Raw genomic sequence first — 19,079 nt, 5'->3', positions numbered from 1 at the left:
GTTTCCATGGAGAACGACGCCAACGGCGCCAGCGCCTCGGGCAAGCGCCTGGGGGCGGCTGCCCTGGGGCTGCTGCACAGCCACATCGAACTGTTCGGCATCGAATTGCAGGAGCAGAAGGGCCGCACCTTGAGCCTGCTGCTGTTCGCCGGCCTCGCCCTGGTATTCGCCCTGCTTCTGCTGACGGCGTTGTCCGGGCTGTTGCTGGTGCTGCTGTGGGATAGCTATCGCCTGGCCGGCATCATTGGCCTGTGCGTGTTCTACGGCATAGCCGCGCTGTATTGCGGCTTGCGCCTGAAGGCCGCGGTGTTCGACGAGTCGTCGCCCTTCGGCGCCACCCTCGAGGAACTTGCCAAGGACCGGGAGCGCCTGTTGCCATGAGCCTGCCAGAACTGCCAAACACCCGTAACCCGCGGGAACTGCGCAAGGCGCTGCTGCGCCTGCGCATGGAAATGCACCGCCAGGAAATCCGCCACGAATCCGCGCAGTTGCTTGAGCCACTGCGCCGCGTGCGCGGCATGGGCAGCTCACTGCACGACGGGCTGGGCATCAAGCATGCGCCGCTTTGGGGGATTGGCGCAGTGGTGGCGCTGGGCTTCCTCACCGGCAAGGGCGTGCGCAGCGGCAACCTGGCGCGGCTGTTGCGCGTGGGCACCAGCCTGCTGCCGTTGCTGCGCCTGTACCTGCAAGGCAGCCGCCGCCCCTGACCATCGCAATCCTTGTAGGAGCAGCCTTGTGCTGCGAAGAGGCCGGGAGCGGCAAGGAATTTGTATCGATCAAACGGACCTCTTCGCAGCACAAGGCTGCTCCTACAGGATATGCTGCTGCCTTCGACCTACAGGAGACCGCGCCTTGGACTGGCACACCCTGCTCACCCGCGAACGCCTGGGCAAAGCCCTGTACAGCGCCGATGAACTCGGGCGCAGCCCCTTCCACAAAGACCACGACCGCATCATCTTCTCCGGTGCCTTTCGCCGCCTCGGGCGCAAGACCCAGGTGCACCCGGTTTCGAGCAACGACCATATCCATACACGCCTGACCCACTCGCTGGAAGTCAGCTGCGTCGGCCGCTCGCTGGGCATGCGCGTCGGCGAAACCCTGCGCGACAGCCTGCCGGACTGGTGCGCCCCCAGCGACCTGGGGATGATCGTGCAGTCGGCCTGCCTGGCCCATGACATCGGCAACCCACCGTTCGGCCACTCTGGCGAAGACGCCATCCGGCACTGGTTCCAGCAGGCCGCCGGACGTGGCTGGCTGGACGACATGAGCGACGACGAGCGCGCCGACTTCCTCAACTTCGAAGGTAACGCCCAAGGCTTTCGCGTACTCACCCAGCTGGAGTACCACCAGTTCGACGGCGGTACCCGGCTGACCTATGCCACCCTCGGCACTTACCTGAAGTACCCGTGGAGCGCACGCCACGCCGACGCTCTGGGCTACAAGAAGCACAAGTTCGGCAGTTACCAGAGCGAACTGCCGCTGCTCGAGCAGATCGCCCGCAAGCTCGGCCTGCCGCAACTGGAACACCAGCGCTGGGCGCGCCACCCGCTGGTCTACCTGATGGAGGCTGCAGATGACATCTGCTACGCGCTGATCGACCTGGAAGACGGCCTGGAAATGGAGCTGCTGCAATACGCCGAAGTCGAAGCACTGCTGCTCGATCTGGTCGGCGATGACCTGCCGGAAACCTACCGTCAGCTCGGCCCTGGCGATTCCCGGCGGCGCAAGCTGGCGATCCTGCGCGGCAAGGCCATCGAGCACCTGACCAACGCTGCCGCCCGTGCTTTCGTCGAGCAGCAGCAGGCCTTGCTGGCCGGGCAGCTGGGGGGCGACCTGGTCGAACACATGCACGGCCCGGCCAAGCGCTGCGTGCTGCAGGCCAAGGACATGGCACGCAACAAGATCTTCCAGGACAAGCGCAAGACCCTGCACGAGATCGGCGCCTACACCACGCTGGAAATCTTGCTGAACACCTTCTGCGGGGCCGCCCTCGAGCAGCACGGTGGACGCACGCCCTCGTTCAAGAGTCGCCGGGTACTGGACCTGATCGGCAACAATGCCCCCGACCCACACGGCTCGCTGCACAGCGCCTTCCTGCGCATGATCGACTTCATCGCGGGGATGACCGACAGCTATGCCAGTGAAATGGCCCGGGAAATGACCGGGCGCTCCAGCCCGACCTGAGCCCTGCCGGTGCAGCCCGGACATCGCCCGTAGCTGCACCGCACATTGTGGGAAACTTCCTACATATACTGGCGGCAAGTTAAACGGCACGAATAAAAGTAAATGAAAAGTTACCAATCACGCTTTGACAATGAATTAAACGCGCTTATTTCGTAGCCCAAATTGTTTTATCTTGTAAGCCATTTCCCATATAGGGCTAATAGCCCTTCCTCGCATGCCCGATGACTTTCAACTGCGATAAGGTGCCGCCTGTCACCCTCAATCGCCCGCAGGGAAGTTGAACATGCATTCCATATTTATCGTCGACGACCATCCCGTCATCCGCCTGGCCGTTCGTATGTTGCTGGAAAACCAGAATTACAAGGTTGTCGGCGAGTCGGACAACGGCGTGGACGCCATGCAGATGATTCGCGAAGCCGCCCCAGACCTGGTCATCCTCGACATCAGCATCCCCAAACTGGACGGGCTGGAGGTGCTTGCCCGGTTCCAGGCCATGGCCTTGCCCCTGAAAGTACTGGTACTGACCGCGCAATCTCCCGCATTGTTTGCCGTACGCTGCATGCACTCGGGTGCCGCAGGCTATGTGTGCAAGCAGGAGGACCTGAGCGAACTGCTCAGTGCAGTAAAGGCCGTGCTGGCTGGTTACAACTATTTCCCCAGCCAGGCAATCAAGCATAACCAGGCGGTAGATGCCGACCTGCAACTTTTCCGTCAGGTTAATGACCGCGAACTGATGGTGCTGCAACTATTCGCCCAGGGCCGCAGCAACAAGGAAATTGCCAAGGGCATGTTCCTCAGCAGCAAGACCGTCAGTACCTACAAGAAGCGCCTCATGCACAAACTTCAGGTCAATACGCTGGTCGATCTGATTGAAATGGCCAAACGCAACGCGCTGGTCTGAGGGTAGTCATGGCGCACAGTATCGCTCGCCTACTGCTCACCCTGCTCCTGTTCAGCGGCGTGGCACAGGCTACCCATCACGAGGCTTCATCCTATACCTTGCTGGCACGCTCATCGGCCAGGCCGGCATTACCAACGCTCACGGACGCACAACGGCAATGGCTCGAAGGCCGTCAGGAACTGGTGCTGGGTACCTCGGCACCAGACTACCCGCCGTTCGACATCACCAGTGGGGGCCGCGACTACCAGGGCCTTACCGCCGAGTACGCAAGCCTGATCGGCAAGGCCCTGCAGTTGCCCGTGCGGGTGCTGCGCTTTTCCAGCCGGCAAGCGGCGGTCGAGGCGCTCCGGCAGGGCGATATCGACCTCCTTGGCAGCTCCAACGGCTACGAAGCGGCCAGCGATGGCCTGGCCCTGTCGCACCCCTATGCCATCGACCAACCGGTGCTGGTAACGCGCGAGGACGAAAGCCGGGCGCTGGACACGGGCCTGGGCGGCATGCGCCTGGGCATGCTCTACCATTACCTGCCCCGGCAGGAGGTGAACAGCGCCTACCCCAAGGCCGAGCTTCTGGCCTTCGGCTCGTCCAGCCAGGCCCTGAGTGCAGTGGCGTTCGGCCAGGCCGACGTGTTCATCGGTGATACCATTTCCACCCACTACCAGCTCAATCGCGGCCACCTGCCGCGTCTGCGCATGGCCAGTTTCGGCAAGCACGAGGCCATCGGCTTCGGTTTTGCCCTGCGCCGCGAGGACCGGGTCCTGATGGATCTGGTGAACGCCACCCTGGACAGACAGACCTCGGCCATACGCGCCAGCATCTTCAAGCGCTGGAGCGCTGGTAGCGACCTGCTGCTGACCGACCGCAAGCTGCAACTGACCGACACCGAAGAACAATGGCTGAAAGAACACCCGGTGATGCGCGTTGCAATCGATGACACCGCTGCACCGGTTTCCTATTTCGACGGCTCGGGGCATTTTCGCGGCATCACCGCCGACCTGCTCGAACTCCTTCGCCTGCGCACCGGCTTGCGTTTCGAAGTGCAGCGCGCCAGTGGCCTTGCCGACATGATTGCCCGCCTCAAGGATGGCCGCGCCGATGTCATTGCTGCACTGGCCAGCGGCGGGATGAACGAAGACGACCTGCAAATCAGCCAACCCTACCTGGAAAGCGCCTATGTGCTGGTCAGCCGCAAGGACAAACAACCCTTCACCTCGCTGGAACAGCTGCAGGGTCATCGCATCGCCATTACCCGCTACAGTGCCATGGACGCCATGCTGTCGCGGCACTATCCGCAAATCGGCTGGGTCGAGACCGAAAGCTCGTTCTATTCCATGGCGTTGCTCAACAGTGGTGCCGTCGATGCGGTGATCACCACCTTGATCGACGCCAACCACGCCCTGGCTGGCAATCCCGAACTGGTCATCCGGGCCACCGTCGGCAGCGAACCCGCCACCTTCGCCATGGCCACCAGCGCCCCGTCACAAGCGCTGGTGTCGATCCTCGACAAGGCGCTGCTGAGCATCTCGCCGGAAGAACTGGGGGTCATCAACAACCGTTGGCGCGGCTTCAGCCTGCACGAGGATGGCAACGACCACGGCTACCACCGGCTGGCGATACAGGTGGTACTGGGCACCGCCGTGCTGTTGCTGCTGGCCTTGTTGTGGAATGCCCGCCTGCGCCTGCAGATTCGCCAGCGGCAACGCGCCGAACGGGCGCTGAACGACCAGTTGGCGTTCATGCGCGCCCTCCTCAACGGCACGCCCCACCCCATGTACGTGCGTGATCGCGAGGGCCGACTGCAAAGCTGCAACTACAGCTACCTGGAAGCCGTGCAGGCCCGCTCCGAGGAGGTCATCGGCAAAAACCTGGAGGGGAGCCTGTTCGCCGATTACGAGCAGACCCGGCAGATCCACGCCGATTATCTGAAGGTGATGGCCGAAGGCTCGCCGCTGATCATGGACCGGCCACTTCGGATCCAGGGCCGGGAGATGACCATCTACCACTGGATTCTGCCGTACCGCGACTCACTGGGTGAGGTGCAGGGCATCATCGGTGGCTGGATCGACATCAGCGAGCGCCGCCATCTGGTCATGGAGCTGCGCCAGGCCAAGCAGCAGGCCGATGATGCGAACCGCGCCAAAAGCACGTTCCTGGCCACCATCAGCCACGAAATCCGCACCCCGATGAATGCCGTCATCGGCATGCTCGAGCTGGCAGTCAAGCGCGCCGACCAAGGCCGTGTAGACCGCTGTGCGCTGGAGCTGGCCCACCATTCGGCCAAGGACCTGCTGGGCCTGATCGGCGATATCCTCGACATTGTGCGCATCGAGTCCGGGCATTTGTCCCTCGCCCCGGAGGCCGTCGACCTGGCGGCCCTGGTCGAGTCGGTGGGGCGCATTTTCGAGGGCCAGGCCCGGCAGAAAGGCCTGGCCCTGGAGGTGATCATCGCACCGGCCGCCCGCTGCCATGCCCTGCTCGACCCCCTGCGTTTCAAGCAAGTCCTGTCCAACCTGGTAAGCAACGCCATCAAGTTCACCGAGCATGGCCAGGTGCGCATATGCGTCGGCCTGGTGGACGACGGCAGCACTACCCCCGCAGTTCTGGAGCTGGAAGTGCGCGACAGTGGCATCGGTATCCACGCCGACGACCTGCAGCGCCTGTTCAACCCGTTCATCCAGGCCAACCCGCATAGCCAGAGCGCCCGTGCAGGTACCGGGCTGGGCCTGGCCATCTGTCGCAACCTGTGCGAGATGATGGGCGGCAGCCTGACCATAAAGAGCCTGGAGGATGTCGGCACCCAGGTGCGCCTGAAGATGCCGCTGCAGCGGGTTGACGCAGCAGCGCAGCCGGCCCCGCTGATCGAAAACCTCGACGTGCCCGACCCACGGCTGAGCGTGCTGGTGATCGACGACCACCCGGCCAACCTGCAACTGATGGCACAGCAGCTTGGCTACCTGGGGCTTGAGCACACCAGCGCCCAAGACGGTCGCGAAGGCCTGGCTACCTGGCGGGCGGGCGACTTCGATGTGCTGGTGCTCGACTGCAACATGCCGCACATGAACGGTTACCAGCTGGCCACTGCCGTACGTACCGAGGAACGCCATGGCAAGCGGCAGCGCTGCACCATTCTCGGCTACACCGCCAACGCACAGCCGGAGGTACGCCGCAAGTGCCTGAGCGCCGGCATGGACGACTGCCTGCTCAAACCCATCAGCCTGGGCACGCTCAGCCAGCGTCTTGCCAGTATCCGCCCACGCCGCCAGAAGAAACCGCGCCGCAAGCTCTACCATCTGGACGGCCTGGCCACGGTGGTCGGGCATGACCCGAATGATCGCCAGCGTTTCCTGCAGGCGTTGCAGCAGAGCCTGCAGGCCGACCTGGCCACCTTGATGGCATTGCATCCGCAGCATGACAGCGATGCCATTGCCGAACAGGCGCACAAGGTGCTCAGTGCCGCGCGGATGCTGGAAGCCCCCGAGCTGATGAAAGCCTGCGAAGCCCTCGAGGCAAGCGGCTTGCCTACCACCCAGTTACGCCTGCGGCGCCAGGCACTGGCGCGGCATATGTACCGGGTAGAACGTGCCCTGGCCAGGGAACTGGCCACAGGCACCTGCACACAGGCAGGCAGCCAGGCGTGTTAACTGGTAGACTGCGCGGCGTTATTACCTAAGAGGATTGTTTCATGGCCACAAACCGCTCCCGTCGTCTGCGCAAGAAGCTGTGTGTCGACGAGTTTCAGGAATTGGGCTTCGAGCTGAACCTGGAATTCAAGGAAGATCTGGATGACCAGGCAATCGATGCTTTCCTCGACGCGTTCCTGGCAGAAGCCATGGACGCCAATGGCCTGGACTATGTAGGCGGTGACGATTTCGGCCTGGTGTGTTCGGTCAAACGCGGCTCGGTCAGCGAAGAACAGCGTGCAGCCGTTGAAGCCTGGCTCAAAGGCCGTAGCGAACTGACCAAGATCGAGGTCAGCCCGCTGCTGGACGCCTGGTACCCGGAAAAGCCGATCAACAAGGCCGAGTAATACCGGCCCGGCTCGATCGCTGAAAAGGCCACCCTCAGGGGTGGCCTTTTTTATTGGGGGTGCTTTTCCGTCGAACGTGGCGCATCGTCGCTGCGCTTGGGGCATAATGCGTATTCTTTCACCCTGGGGCCATCACTCCTTACAGCCCCAATGCCCTTTTCCCTCGCCGTAGGGTATTTATCGATCATGATCAAAACGCTTCGTCCCCTCGTTCTTGCCGGCCTGCTGTTGCCACTCGCCCTGCCCAGCCAGGCCGCCGCCGTCAACACCACGCTGCCTGCCAAGGTGCAGCAGGCCCTCAAGGCCAACAAGCTGCAGGATTCTGCCCTGTCGCTGGTGATGCTGCCGCTGGACGGCCCCGGCACACCGACCGTGTTCAATGCCGATGTCTCGGTCAACCCGGCCTCGACCATGAAACTGGTCACCACCTACGCCGCCCTCGAACTGCTCGGCCCGACCTTCCAGTGGAAAACCGAGTTCTACACCGACGGCACTCTGAGCAACGGTGTACTCAACGGTAACCTGTACCTCAAAGGTGGCGGCGACCCGAAACTGAACATGGAAAAGCTGTGGCTGCTGATGCGTGACCTGCGCGCCAATGGCGTGCGCACCATCACCGGCGACCTGGTGCTGGACCGCAGCCACTTCGTGCAGCCCAACCTGCCGCAGTTCAACGACGACGGTGGCGATGAGAACAAGCCGTTCCTGGTCAAGCCCGACTCGCTGCTGGTCAACCTCAAGGCCCTGCGTTTCGTGGCCCGCAACGATGGCGGCAAGGTCACCATCGCAGTCGAACCGCCGATTGCCAGCATCCGTATCGACAACCAGGTCAAGGCGGTGGCCTCCAAACAGTGCTCGGGTGATGTGCGTTACAACCCGGTGCAGCAGGCCGATGGCATCAGCGTAACGGTCAGTGGCCAGCTGGCTGACGGCTGCAACTCCCAGACCTATCTGTCGCTGCTCGACCACCAGACCTACGCCGCCGGTGCCGTGCGCGCGATCTGGAACGAGCTGGGTGGCAGCATCCAGGGTGGCGACCGCTTCGAGAACGTGCCCAAGGGCGCTCGCCTGCTGGCCCGTGCCTTCTCGCCAGACCTGGTGGAAGTGATCCGCGACATCAACAAGTACAGCAACAACACCATGGCCCAGCAGCTGTTCCTGAGCCTTGGCGCGCAGTTCCGCACCGATGCCGACGGTGACGACGCCCGCGCCGCCCAGCGCGTGGTGCGCCAGTGGCTGGCGAAGAAGGGCATTACCGCGCCGCACCTGGTGATGGAAAACGGTTCCGGCCTGTCGCGTGCCGAACGGGTCAGCACCCGGGAGATGGCCGCGATGCTGCAGGCTGCCTGGAAGAGCCCTTATGCTGCCGAGTTCATGAGCTCGATGCCGCTGGTGGGTATGGATGGCACCATGCGCAAGCGCCTGAAGCGTACCGCCATGACCGGCGAAGGGCACATCAAGACTGGCACGCTGAATACCGTGCGGGCAATTGCAGGCTTCAGCCGCGACAGCAACGGCCATACCTGGGCGGTGGCGGCGATCCTCAACGATCCGAAACCCTGGGGCGCCTCGCAGGTGCTCGACCAGGTGCTGCTGGACCTGTACCGCCAGCCGAAACTGGCCGGCAGCACTGCGGCCAACTGATAGGTATAGGCAGCCAGTACCGGCCTCTTCGCGGGCTTGCCCGCTCCCACAGGTATTGCACCAAGTTCAATAACGGTGCAGTACCTGTGGGAGCGGGCAAGCCCGCGAAGAGGCCGGCACCGACAACCAAAAACGATCAAGCCAACTCCCCCTCCACCCGGTCCCGCCCGGCCTGCTTGGCCGCATACACGCCTGCATCAGCCCGCAACAGCAAGGCATCGGCCCCTTCCCCCGGTCGCCAGCCCGCCACACCAAAACTCGCGGTCACCCTGCCCACGCCTTCCACCGGCACATTGCGCACCCCATGCCACAGTTCCAGCGCCAGCAGCCGCGCCTGCTCGGCATCGCTCCCCGGGCACAGCACCATGAATTCCTCGCCACCCAACCGGCAGAAAACATCGGTACGGCGCAAACGCTGGCTGATACGCAGGCACAGGCTGCGCAGCACGCGATCGCCGACAGCATGGCCAAAATGGTCGTTGATGCGCTTGAAGTGATCGATATCGAGCATGATGACCGCCAGTGCCTGGCCATCGCGCTGGGCCCGTTCCAGCTCGAGCTTGAGCCGCTCCTGGAAGTAACGGCGATTATGGATGCCGGTCAGCGAATCGGTCACCGACAGCGCGCGCAACTCTTCCTCCACACCCTTGAGGTCGGAGATATCGGTCAGGTAGCCATGCCACAACGTGCAGCCCTGCTCGCCCACCTCCGGTGTCGCCTCGCCACGCACCCAACGCAGCCCGGCTCGCGGCAGGCAGACCCGATATTCTTCACGCCAGGGCGACAGGTGTTCGGCCGAGTAACGCACCGAGCGGCGCACGCGCTCGAGGTCATCCGGGTGGATGCGCTCGAACACCGCCGTGGCATCCTCGCGCAATTGCTGCAGATCGACTTCGTAGATGTCGTACAGGCCCTTGCTGGCGTACGGAAAACAGGAATGGCCGTTGCCATCCAGGCGGTACTGGTAGATGCCGCCCGGCACCTCGGCACTGAGTTTTTCCAGAAGGCGGTCACGCGCCGCCAGCGCCTCATGCACCCGACGCCGTTCAGTGACATCGATGCAGATCGCCAGGTAACCGATCCATAACCCCTGTTCATCGAGCATGGCGGTGACCAGCATGTTGGCCACCAGTTGGCTGCCATCGGCGCGCAACAAGGTCCACTCCCCCGGCTCGGCACCATGCTCCTGCACCGTTTCGGCAAACATGGCCTGGCCACCTGCAATCGGCCGGCCGAAACGCAGGCTCAAGGCATGGGCACGCAGGCTCAACTCCTCGGGCAACACCAAGTCCTCCAGGCGCAGCTTGCCGATCGCCTCGCAGGCCGGGTAACCGAGCATGCGCTCGGCACCGGCGTTGAAGGTGCTGACCACGCCCTTGAGGTTGGTGGCGATGATCGCCACCTGGGTTGCGGCATCCAGCACGCTGCGCAGCTGGTTATGGGTACCACGCAGTGACTGTTCGCTGACCCGCAGCTCGGCGGTACGCTGCTCTACCAGGGCCAAGGCGCGCTGGCGCTGGCTGAACAGGCTGTAGAGCAACACACTGAGCAGCAGGCTCAACAAGCCGCCCAGCAGGCTTACCGCCAGTACCGCGGAGGAGCGGTTGGCGCGCACGAAGGCCAGGCTCGGCCGGATACTCAGCTGGAAGTGGTGGTCAGCCAGGTGCAACAACTGGTTGATGGCCAGCGGCAGAGGTGCGACCGGGTTCTGTGAATCGAACATCACCTCAGGGCCATGCAGCCCGGTGGGGTCGACGATACGCACCACCAGGTTATCGTCTGCCGTAACCGGGCGCCCGTCACTGACCAGTTCACGCATGCTCAGCAGGGCCATCACATAGCCCATTGCCGCGCCGCGGGGGTTGGCATCGGAAAACACTGGCGCCACCATCAGCAGGCCACGCGCATCCGAGCTGGTATCGAACATGGGCAGTGGCTCGGACACCGCCATGCTGCCGGGCCCCAGCGCCCGCGCCAGTGCCGCCAAGGGCACTTCCTGGCCGGCGAGGTCCAGACCATAGGGCAGCCCGGGCAATTCACCCGACTGGGTATAGAGCACCGGGAAGTAATGGTCGCGCTGGGGGGATGGGTGCCACTGGCCTTGTTCATCCTGGTCGCGGATTACATAGCCCGGGCCGAAATGCACACTGGCCTGGCGCTCGAACTCGGCGCGTTGCGCGGCCTCGACACGCGGCGCCCAGGCGTAGGCCAGGGTCCGCTGCAGCAATGGCCGGGCGTAGCCGTCGAACTCGTGTGGGGTGATTTCGTTGGAAAAGCTGAAAAACCGCCGCAGCCCGTCCAGGCGCTGCTGCTGTTCGTCAAACCGCTCGGCGATACGGCTGAAACGCTCGCTGGCCAGCAGCTCGAAGCGCTGGCGCAGTTGCTGCTTGTAGAAGGTTTGCGTGGCTAACGCCAGGACGGCCGTCAACAGGCCACCTACGACCAGGGCGACCACGGCCACCGCCCAGGCGGACACTGCCTCTGTGCACAGGCCAAGCAACCGCGCACGCACGCCACCCTTTGACATACACCCATCTCGTCACGTCAGCGTCCTGCGGATTATCTTGCCCTGCCCTCAGTTATAGCTATTGGCCATTAGCCGCGCAATGTACCTCGTCGCCTCAACGAAGCTGCAGACGCCAGGCGCGATGGATACGGTTATTGCGCGCGAAGTCCGGGTCCAGGGTCTGGGCCGTGATCTCCTCCACCGCATAACGCGCCATAAGGTGCTCGTCCAACTGGAACTTGCGGAAGTTGTTGGAGAAATACAGCACGCCACCCGGCGCCAGGCGGGCCATGGCCAGGTCCAGCAGTTGCACGTGGTCACGCTGCACATCGAACACGCCTTCCATGCGCTTGGAGTTGGAGAAGGTCGGCGGGTCGATGAAGATCAGGTCATAGCTGTCGCGGTTGCCTTCCAGCCAGGCCATCACATCGCCTTGCTCCAGGCGGTTGCGCTCGGAGAAGCCATTGAGCGCCAGGTTGCGTCGCGCCCAGTCCAGGTAGGTTTTCGACAGGTCGACGCTGGTGGTGCTGCGCGCGCCGCCCTTGGCCGCGTGCACGGTGGCCGTAGCGGTGTAGCAGAACAGGTTGAGGAAGCGTTTGCCGGCTGCTTCGCGCTGGATGCGCATGCGCATCGGGCGATGGTCCAGGAACAGGCCCGTGTCGAGGTAGTCGGTAAGGTTGACCAGCAGCTTTACGCCGCCTTCGTTCACTTCCTGGAAGCGGCCTTCGGTCGCCTGGCGCTCGTACTGGCGCGTGCCGCTCTGCCGCTCGCGACGCTTGAGCACCACACGCTGCGGCGAAATGCCCAGGGCCTGCGGGATGGCGGCCAGCGCATCGAGCAGCCGTGCCTGGGCCTTGTCCGGGTCGACCGAACGTGGCGCGGCGTATTCCTGCACGTGCACCCAATCCTGGTACAAGTCGACCGCCAGGGCATATTCGGGCATGTCGGCATCGTACAGGCGGTAGCAATCGACCTGCTCGCGGCGGGCCCACTTGCCCAGTTGCTTGAGGTTTTTCTGCAGGCGGTTGGCGAACATCTGCGCCCCTTCCGACAGGCGCGCCGGCTCGCTGGCCGGTGCTGCCTGCTGGCGGGTTTCCGCGCCTTCAGGCTGCGCCTCGCGGCGCTCGCCGGTAACGAACTGGTCGGGCTGCACCTTGAACAGCAGCAGCTTGCACGGCAAGGCGCCGTTCCAGAACGCGTACTGCTTGTGGCTGCGAATACCCATGCGCTTGCCCAGCTGCGGCGCGCCGGTGAACACCGCCGCCTCCCAGCCCATGCAGGCCTGGCGCAGGCGCTCACCGAGGTTCTGGTAGAGGTACAGCAGGCTGGCTTCGTCACCCAGGCGCTCGCCATAGGGTGGGTTGCTGATGACCAGGCCCTTCTGGTTCTGGTCCGGGCGCGGTTCGAAGGTGCTGACTTCGCCCTGGTAGATCTTCACCCAGTCGCCCAGGCCGGCACGCTCGACGTTGTTGCGGCCTGGCTGGATCAACCGCGGGTCGGCCTCGTAACCACGGATCCACAGTGGTGGCTTGGCCAGGCCGGCCTGTGCCCGCGCCTGCGCCTCGTCATGCACCTTGCGCCACAATGCCGGTACGTGGCCGAGCCAGGCACTGAAGCCCCAGCGCTCACGCTTGAGGTTGGGCGCGATATCGGCGGCGATCATCGCCGCTTCGACCAGGAAGGTACCCACACCGCACATCGGGTCGGCCAGCGCGCCACCTTCGGCGGCAATGCGCGGCCAGCCGGCGCGGATGAGTACCGCCGCCGCCAGGTTTTCCTTCAGCGGCGCGGCGCCTTGCTGCAGGCGGTAGCCACGCTGGTGCAGGCTGTGCCCGGAAAGGTCGAGCGAGAGAATGGCTTCGCCACGGTCCAGGCGCAGGTGCACGCGCACATCAGGGTCGATCTTTTCCACCGACGGGCGCAGGCCTTCACGGTTGCGCAGCTTGTCGACGATCGCGTCCTTGACCTTCAACGCACCGAAGTGGGTGTTGTCGATGCCCGAGCCATGGCCGCTGAACTCAACTGCCAGGGTGCCGTCGGCTGCCAGGTGATCGGCCCAGTCGACCGCGTGCACGCCGTCGTAGAGGTCGTCGGCGTTCTTCATGGAGAAGCGCTTGAGTACCAGCAGCACCCGGTTGGCCAGGCGTGACCAAAGGCACAGGCGGTAGGCGGTTTCCATGTCGGCGGCGCCGCGAATGGCCGAGGTGTGCTCGCGCACGTCATCCAGGCCGAGGCCCCGCGCCTCTTCGGCAAGCAGGCCTTCCAGGCCTTTAGGGCAAGTGAGGTAAAGTTCGAAACGGTCCGACATGAGTAATCCAGCGCCTTGGGCTATTTGACTGACGGGGCGACGCATCGCCCCGCGATGTTTGCCCGCACACCTTTCCAGCAGGCGTGCGGGTGGCCCTTCCCGACACGCGAGCGTGCGATGAAAGGCCGGGCCGCCTGACCGATCTGTGCTTGGCCCAGTGGCAAAGACAGCTTAGATCATCAGGCAGTATGAAAAATTCTGGCGATACCAGGGCCGATGTGACCCTTCGTCGCATTTCAAATTATTTCTGTCATCCGCAAGCAACGCTGGCGAAATGACGTCAATGATCGGCAAACCCTGATCATAGCGGGCTCAACGCTAAACAAGGTTGAGTCGCATTTATTTACTTATCCCCTCACCCTTGGAAAGGTTACGTGCTTATGACAAATCGATCATTCACACCGTGACTCGCATTCGATAGAACTGGTCTCAGGCCACTTCGCAACGAGGTGGCACTTTCAGCTCGCCACGCCGGCAGCGAGCGCACACCGGCAGAAAGACTCTGCCCGGCCTCGGAGAGGCCGACGGGACATTACAGTCAACAAGTGAGGGCAACACCCTATGAGAAGACTTAAGCGTGATCCGTTGGAAAGAGCATATTCACGTGGCTACCAATACGGGGTCACCGGCAAATCCCGCGAACTTTGCCCCTTCAATCTTCCTTCTGTTCGCCAAGCCTGGATCAACGGCTGGCGTGAAGGTCGCGGTGATAACTGGGACGGAATGACTGGCACCGCTGGCATCCATAGACTCAACGAAAATCACGCCGTTGGCTGAACGAGGACACTGAATTCGATTCACCATGCACGCCCTATCCGGGCGGCGGGCGAAGGCCCAGGGGCCCCTTGATGGGGCCCTTTTTTATTGCCCATCAAACCCGTGGCATTGCCGCGATAGCGTCCACCGCCTCACGAATCAGCGCCGGCCCTTTATAGATGAAGCCGGAGTAGATCTGCACCAGGCTCGCCCCGGCAGCGATCTTCTCGGCGGCATGGCGACCTTCGGTAATGCCGCCAGCGGCAATGATCGGCAGCTTGCCGCCCAGCTCGCCCGCCAGCACCTTGACGATATGGGTGCTCTTCTCCAGCACCGGCGCACCCGACAGGCCACCCGCCTCGCCACCGTACGGCAGGCCTTCGACACCTTCACGCCCCAGCGTGGTGTTGGTGGCGATCACCGCATCCATGCCCGACTCCATCAACGCGGCGGCCACCAGGGCGGTTTCTTCGTCGCTCATGTCCGGGGCAATCTTGATTGCCAGAGGTACGCGCTTGCCATGCGTGCCGGCCAGTTGCTCGCGGCGCACGGCCAGGGCATCGAGCAGTTGCTTGAGCGAATCGCCGAACTGCAGGCTGCGCAGGCCCGGGGTGTTGGGTGAACTGACGTTGACCGTGATGTAACTGGCCTCGGTGTACACCTTGTCCAGGCAGATCAGGTAGTCATCGACGGCACGCTCCACCGGGGTGTCGAAATTCTTGCCGATGTTGATGCCCAGCACACCGTTGTAACGCGCAGCCCGTACCCGGCCGAGCAGGTGATCAACGCCCAGGTTGTTGAAGCCCATGCGGTTGATGATGGCCGTTGCCTCCGGCAGGCGGAACAGCCGCGGCTTGGGGTTGCCCGGCTGTGGACGCGGGGTGACGGTGCCGATTTCGACGAAGCCGAAGCCCAGCTGGGCGAAACCGTCGATGGCCGCACCGTTCTTGTCCAGGCCGGCCGCCAGGCCCACCGGGTTGGCGAAGTTCAAGCCCATGACCGTAACCGGCAAAGCCGCCGGCTGCTTGCACAGCATGCCGTTGAGGCCGAGACGGCCACCGGCACCGATCAGGTCCAGGGACAGGTCGTGGGAGGTTTCCGGGGAAAGCTTGAACAGCAGCTGGCGGGCCAGGGTATACATGGGCGGGCAAGGCTCGGGGTGAATGAGGGGGCGATTATAGCCAGCGTGGGGCCGGCATGACAGCAAATCGTGGGGCTGCTGCGCAGCCCATCGCCGGCAAGCCAGCTCCCACAGGTACAACACAAGGGCTGAAACCTGTGCTGTATCTGTGGGAGCTGGCTTGCCGGCGATGAGGCCAATGCAGGCGGCACAGGGCAGTTGCTCCACAGGGATGCTGCCAGATGGCACATCGGTTGCACCGGAAAAGCCCACAGCCTTATCAGTACGGGCGAGGAACCTTGTGAACACTGCACCCCGAACAACGCCCCTGGCCTGGGTCAACGGCAGCGACGCGCCGGAAAAGCCCAGCCTGAACATCGGCTACATGGCCCTGACCGACTGCGCCTCGGTGGTAGTCGCCGCCACCCAGGGCTTCGCCCAGCAGCACGGCCTTACCCTCAACCTCAAGCGCCAGGGCTCCTGGGCCGGGCTGCGCGACAAGCTGGTCAGCGGCGAACTGGATGCGGCGCACTGCCTGTATGGCCTGGTGTACGCCGTGCACCTGGGCATCGGCGGTGTACCGGCCAGCGCCATGGCCGTGCTCATGGGGCTGAACCAGAACGCCCAGGCCATAAACCTGTCCCCGGCCCTGCAGCGCAAAGGCGTGACCAACCCTGAAGCACTGGCGCGCCTGGTGCACCAGCATGGCGCACGCCTCACCTTCGCCCAGACCTTCCCCACCGGTACCCACGCCATGTGGCTGTATTACTGGCTGGCCAGCCAGGGCATCCACCCATTGCGCGACGTCGACAGCGTGGTGGTACCACCGGCGCAAATGGCTGCGCATATTCAGGCCGGGCGCATCGACGGTTTCTGCGTGGGCGAACCCTGGGCTGCCCATGCAGTGGCCACGGGCCAGGGCTTCACCCTGGCCACCAGCCAGTCGATCTGGCCGGACCACCCGGAAAAGGTCCTGGCCTGCGCCCGCGCCTTTGCCGAGCAATATCCCAACAGCGCCCGCGCGCTGATCAAGGCGGTACTCGCCGCCAGCCGCTTCATCGAGCAAAGTCCGGAAAACCGCCGCAGCACCGCGCAACTGCTCAGCAGCAGCGCCTACCTGGACACTCCGCTGGCAAGTATCGAGCCGCGACTGCTCGGCAGCTACCACGATGGCCTGGGTAATCACTGGCAAGACCCGCACGCCCTGCGCCTGCACGATCACGGCCGGGCCAACCTGCCATACCTGTCCGACGGCATGTGGTTCATGACCCAGTTCCGCCGCTGGGGCTTGCTGCGCGATGACCCCGACTACCTCGGCGTGGCGCGCCAGGTCCAGCAACTGGCACTGTATGGCGAGGCGGCCCAAAGCCTCGGCGTGGCCTGCCCCGAGCAGCCGATGCGCAGCAGCCTGCTGATAGATGGCAGCCGCTGGGACGGCAGCGACCCCTACGGCTATGCCCGCAGCTTCAGCCTGCATGCCCTGGGCGACCTGCCCGATGCCCGTGTCGGCGCGTGAGGGGGACCATTCATGTTGCGCATCCTGCTGATCGACGACACCCAGAGCAAACTCGGCCGCCTCAAGGCGGCCTTGAGCGAGGCCGGCTTCGAGGTCATCGAAGCCCCAGGCCTGACCATCGACCTGCCCGCCTGCGTCGAAACGGTGCGCCCGGACGTGGTGCTTATCGATACCGACTCACCGGACCGCGATGTGATGGAACAGGTGGTCCTGGTCAGCCGTGACCAGCCGCGACCGATCGTGCTGTTCACCGACGAGCACGACCCTGGGGTGATGCGCCAGGCGATCCAGGCGGGGGTTAGCGCCTACATCGTCGAAGGCATCCATGCCGCGCGGCTGCAACCGATCCTGGATGTGGCCATGGCCCGCTTCGAAAGTGACCAGGCGCTGAAGGCGCAGCTGCTCGCACGGGACCAGCAACTGGCTGAACGCAAGCGCATCGAGCAGGCCAAGGGTTTGCTGATGAAGATGAAGGACTGCAACGAAGAACAGGCCTACACCCTGATGCGCCGCCAGGCCATGAGCCGGCAGCAGAAGCTGATCCAGGTGGCCGAGCAGATCATTGCCATGCACGAGATGCTGGGCTAGCAACCTGCTTCACGCGGTCCCCTGTAGGAGCGGCCTTGTGTCGCGATGGGCTGCGCAGCAGCCCCGGCAATCTCTGCCGCGAAGCTGAGATCCTGGGGCTGCTGCGCAGCCCATCGCGACACAAGGCCGCTCCTACAAGGAGACTGCAACTTCTCAGAGTTGGCCCATCTCTTGCTGAACAAATATCACCGGTAGCCAACGGCGGTTGCCCCACTTAATCCCGACAAAGACGTCGCTCTCCCCTCCACGCACGTGGAGCGGGTAGCGGCGTCTTTTTCGTTCCGTTGCATTGCCGAGTGAGGTGTTCGATGAGTACCAGCTTCTGGAAATCCGGGCATGTGCCCACGCTGTTCGCCGCGTTCCTGTACTTCGACCTCAGCTTCATGGTCTGGTACCTGCTTGGCCCATTGGCGGTGCAGATTGCCGCCGATCTGCAGCTGAGTGCACAACAACGGGGCCTGATGGTGGCCACGCCGATCCTGGCCGGGGCGATCCTGCGCTTCGCCATGGGCGTGCTGGTCGACCGCCTGTCACCCAAGACCGCGGGGCTGATCGGCCAAGTGGTGGTCATCGTCGCCCTCGCCGCTGCCTGGCACCTGGGCGTGCACAGCTATGAACAAGCGCTGCTGCTGGGCGTGTTCCTCGGCTTTGCCGGCGCTTCGTTCGCTGTGTCACTGCCGCTGGCCTCGCAATGGTACCCGCCACAGCACCAAGGCAAAGCCATGGGCATTGCAGGTGCCGGCAACTCCGGCACAGTGTTCGCCGCCCTGCTGGCCCCCGCGCTGGCTGCGGGCTTTGGCTGGAACAACGTGTTCGGCTTCGCGCTGATCCCGCTGTCGCTGGCCCTGTTGGTGTTCGCCCTGCTGGCACGCAATGCTCCGCAGCGGCCCAAGCCAAAAGCCATGGCCGACTACCTCAAGGCCCTGGGCGACCGAGACAGCTGGTGGTTCATGTTCTTCTACAGCGTCACCTTCGGCGGCTTCATCGGCCTGGCCAGCGCCCTGCCCGGCTATTTCAGCGACCAGTATGGCCTGAGCCCGGTCACCGCCGGCTACTACACCGCTGCCTGCGTGTTCGCCGGCAGCCTGATGCGCCCGCTCGGCGGCGCCCTGGCCGACCGCTTCGGCGGCATCCGCACCCTGCTGGGCATGTACAGCGTGGCGGCCATCTGCATCGCTGCAGTCGGCTTCAACCTGCCTAGCGCCGCCGCCGCACTGGCCCTGTTCGTCAGCGCCATGCTCGGCCTGGGGGCCGGCAATGGCGCGGTGTTCCAGCTTGTGCCGCAACGCTTCCGCCAGGAGATCGGCGTGATGACCGGGCTGATCGGCATGGCCGGCGGCATCGGAGGCTTCCTGCTGGCCGCCGGGCTTGGCACCATCAAGCAGCACACCGGTGACTACCAACTGGGGCTGTGGCTGTTCGCCAGCCTGGGCTTGCTGGCCTGGTTCGGCCTGCACGGCGTGAAACAGCGCTGGCGCACCACCTGGGGCTCGGCTGCGGTTACCGCGGCACGGGTCTGAGGCACAGCC

The 19,079-nt window shown here is 64.0% G+C and carries 14 protein-coding genes; 11 read left to right on the top strand and 3 right to left on the bottom strand.

Annotated elements, in window-relative coordinates; genetic code table 11:
- The first annotated feature begins 6 nt into the window (after positions 1-6).
- The 7 genes from AC2T3R_RS08110 to dacB all read left to right on the top strand — a co-directional run bounded on the left by AC2T3R_RS08110 (position 7) and on the right by dacB (position 8,756).
- Positions 7-381: a phage holin family protein gene (locus AC2T3R_RS08110; RefSeq protein ID WP_013971683.1), complete on the top strand. Its 375-nt coding sequence runs from the start codon at positions 7-9 to the stop codon at positions 379-381.
- The gene (locus AC2T3R_RS08105; RefSeq protein ID WP_486744907.1) at positions 378-707 is read left to right on the top strand and encodes a hypothetical protein; all 330 of its coding nucleotides are present in this window, start codon (positions 378-380) and stop codon (positions 705-707) included. Before AC2T3R_RS08110 ends, AC2T3R_RS08105 begins: the two co-directional genes overlap by 4 nt.
- A 145-nt stretch (positions 708-852) precedes the next feature.
- Positions 853-2,184: a deoxyguanosinetriphosphate triphosphohydrolase gene (locus tag AC2T3R_RS08100; RefSeq protein ID WP_486744906.1), complete on the top strand. Its 1,332-nt coding sequence runs from the start codon at positions 853-855 to the stop codon at positions 2,182-2,184.
- Positions 2,185-2,467: 283 nt separating this feature from the next.
- The gene (locus AC2T3R_RS08095; RefSeq protein ID WP_367245640.1) at positions 2,468-3,085 is read left to right on the top strand and encodes a response regulator; all 618 of its coding nucleotides are present in this window, start codon (positions 2,468-2,470) and stop codon (positions 3,083-3,085) included.
- 8 nt (positions 3,086-3,093) lie between these two features.
- Positions 3,094-6,726: an ATP-binding protein gene (locus tag AC2T3R_RS08090; RefSeq protein WP_486744905.1), complete on the top strand. Its 3,633-nt coding sequence runs from the start codon at positions 3,094-3,096 to the stop codon at positions 6,724-6,726.
- Between the two features lie 41 nt (positions 6,727-6,767).
- Positions 6,768-7,112: a YggL family protein gene (locus AC2T3R_RS08085; protein WP_004376110.1), complete on the top strand. Its 345-nt coding sequence runs from the start codon at positions 6,768-6,770 to the stop codon at positions 7,110-7,112.
- Between the two features lie 186 nt (positions 7,113-7,298).
- Positions 7,299-8,756 (top strand): D-alanyl-D-alanine carboxypeptidase/D-alanyl-D-alanine endopeptidase, encoded by a 1,458-nt coding sequence (gene dacB, locus AC2T3R_RS08080; protein WP_410953564.1) that lies wholly within the window; start codon positions 7,299-7,301, stop codon positions 8,754-8,756.
- 136 nt (positions 8,757-8,892) lie between these two features.
- Here dacB and AC2T3R_RS08075 read toward each other — a convergent pair whose 3' ends face one another.
- Positions 8,893-11,283, bottom strand: coding sequence for a sensor domain-containing diguanylate cyclase (locus AC2T3R_RS08075; RefSeq protein ID WP_486744904.1), 2,391 nt, complete (start codon positions 11,281-11,283; stop codon positions 8,893-8,895).
- Between the two features lie 94 nt (positions 11,284-11,377).
- Entirely contained in the window at positions 11,378-13,570 is a 2,193-nt protein-coding gene (gene rlmKL / locus AC2T3R_RS08070; RefSeq protein WP_039614905.1) for a bifunctional 23S rRNA (guanine(2069)-N(7))-methyltransferase RlmK/23S rRNA (guanine(2445)-N(2))-methyltransferase RlmL, read from the bottom strand.
- Positions 13,571-14,131: 561 nt separating this feature from the next.
- Between rlmKL and rmf the strand changes: the two genes are divergently transcribed.
- A complete protein-coding gene (rmf, locus tag AC2T3R_RS08065; RefSeq protein WP_003248687.1) occupies positions 14,132-14,347 on the top strand; it encodes a ribosome modulation factor in 216 nt (71 codons plus the stop codon).
- A 94-nt stretch (positions 14,348-14,441) separates the two neighbouring features.
- Here the strand turns inward: rmf and AC2T3R_RS08060 are convergent, their stop codons facing one another.
- Positions 14,442-15,467 carry a quinone-dependent dihydroorotate dehydrogenase gene (locus AC2T3R_RS08060; RefSeq protein WP_024086563.1) on the bottom strand — a complete coding sequence of 342 codons (1,026 nt, stop codon included), beginning with the start codon at positions 15,465-15,467 and terminating at the stop codon, positions 14,442-14,444.
- A 280-nt stretch (positions 15,468-15,747) separates the two neighbouring features.
- Here AC2T3R_RS08060 and AC2T3R_RS08055 point away from each other — a divergent pair, with 280 nt between their 5' ends.
- The 3 genes from AC2T3R_RS08055 (at position 15,748) to AC2T3R_RS08045 (ending at position 19,070) form a co-directional block, all read left to right on the top strand.
- A complete protein-coding gene (locus AC2T3R_RS08055; protein ID WP_024086562.1) occupies positions 15,748-16,962 on the top strand; it encodes a CmpA/NrtA family ABC transporter substrate-binding protein in 1,215 nt (404 codons plus the stop codon).
- Between the two features lie 12 nt (positions 16,963-16,974).
- Positions 16,975-17,550, top strand: a complete 576-nt coding sequence (locus AC2T3R_RS08050; RefSeq protein WP_013971673.1) for an ANTAR domain-containing response regulator — start codon at positions 16,975-16,977, stop codon at positions 17,548-17,550.
- A gap of 308 nt (positions 17,551-17,858) precedes the next feature.
- Entirely contained in the window at positions 17,859-19,070 is a 1,212-nt protein-coding gene (locus AC2T3R_RS08045) for a nitrate/nitrite transporter (RefSeq protein ID WP_013971672.1), read from the top strand.
- Positions 19,071-19,079: the final 9 nt, after the last annotated feature.

The organism is Pseudomonas sp. PVC-5-1, from assembly GCF_057444345.1.
This window is presented reverse-complemented; position numbering and strand designations above follow the sequence as displayed.

What these genes read in the sequence shown, in the direction of transcription:
- AC2T3R_RS08090 (WP_486744905.1), top strand. Translation starts at nt 3,094, where the DNA reads ATGGCGCACAGTATCGCTCGCCTACTGCTCACCCTGCTCCTGTTCAGC.
- rmf (WP_003248687.1), top strand. Translation starts at nt 14,132, where the DNA reads ATGAGAAGACTTAAGCGTGATCCGTTGGAAAGAGCATATTCACGTGGC.
- AC2T3R_RS08110 (WP_013971683.1), top strand. Translation starts at nt 7, where the DNA reads ATGGAGAACGACGCCAACGGCGCCAGCGCCTCGGGCAAGCGCCTGGGG.
- dacB (WP_410953564.1), top strand. Translation starts at nt 7,299, where the DNA reads ATGATCAAAACGCTTCGTCCCCTCGTTCTTGCCGGCCTGCTGTTGCCA.
- AC2T3R_RS08095 (WP_367245640.1), top strand. Translation starts at nt 2,468, where the DNA reads ATGCATTCCATATTTATCGTCGACGACCATCCCGTCATCCGCCTGGCC.
- rlmKL (WP_039614905.1), bottom strand. Translation starts at nt 13,570, where the DNA reads ATGTCGGACCGTTTCGAACTTTACCTCACTTGCCCTAAAGGCCTGGAA.
- AC2T3R_RS08075 (WP_486744904.1), bottom strand. Translation starts at nt 11,283, where the DNA reads ATGTCAAAGGGTGGCGTGCGTGCGCGGTTGCTTGGCCTGTGCACAGAG.
- AC2T3R_RS08045 (WP_013971672.1), top strand. Translation starts at nt 17,859, where the DNA reads ATGAGTACCAGCTTCTGGAAATCCGGGCATGTGCCCACGCTGTTCGCC.
- AC2T3R_RS08085 (WP_004376110.1), top strand. Translation starts at nt 6,768, where the DNA reads ATGGCCACAAACCGCTCCCGTCGTCTGCGCAAGAAGCTGTGTGTCGAC.
- AC2T3R_RS08060 (WP_024086563.1), bottom strand. Translation starts at nt 15,467, where the DNA reads ATGTATACCCTGGCCCGCCAGCTGCTGTTCAAGCTTTCCCCGGAAACC.
- AC2T3R_RS08050 (WP_013971673.1), top strand. Translation starts at nt 16,975, where the DNA reads ATGTTGCGCATCCTGCTGATCGACGACACCCAGAGCAAACTCGGCCGC.
- AC2T3R_RS08105 (WP_486744907.1), top strand. Translation starts at nt 378, where the DNA reads ATGAGCCTGCCAGAACTGCCAAACACCCGTAACCCGCGGGAACTGCGC.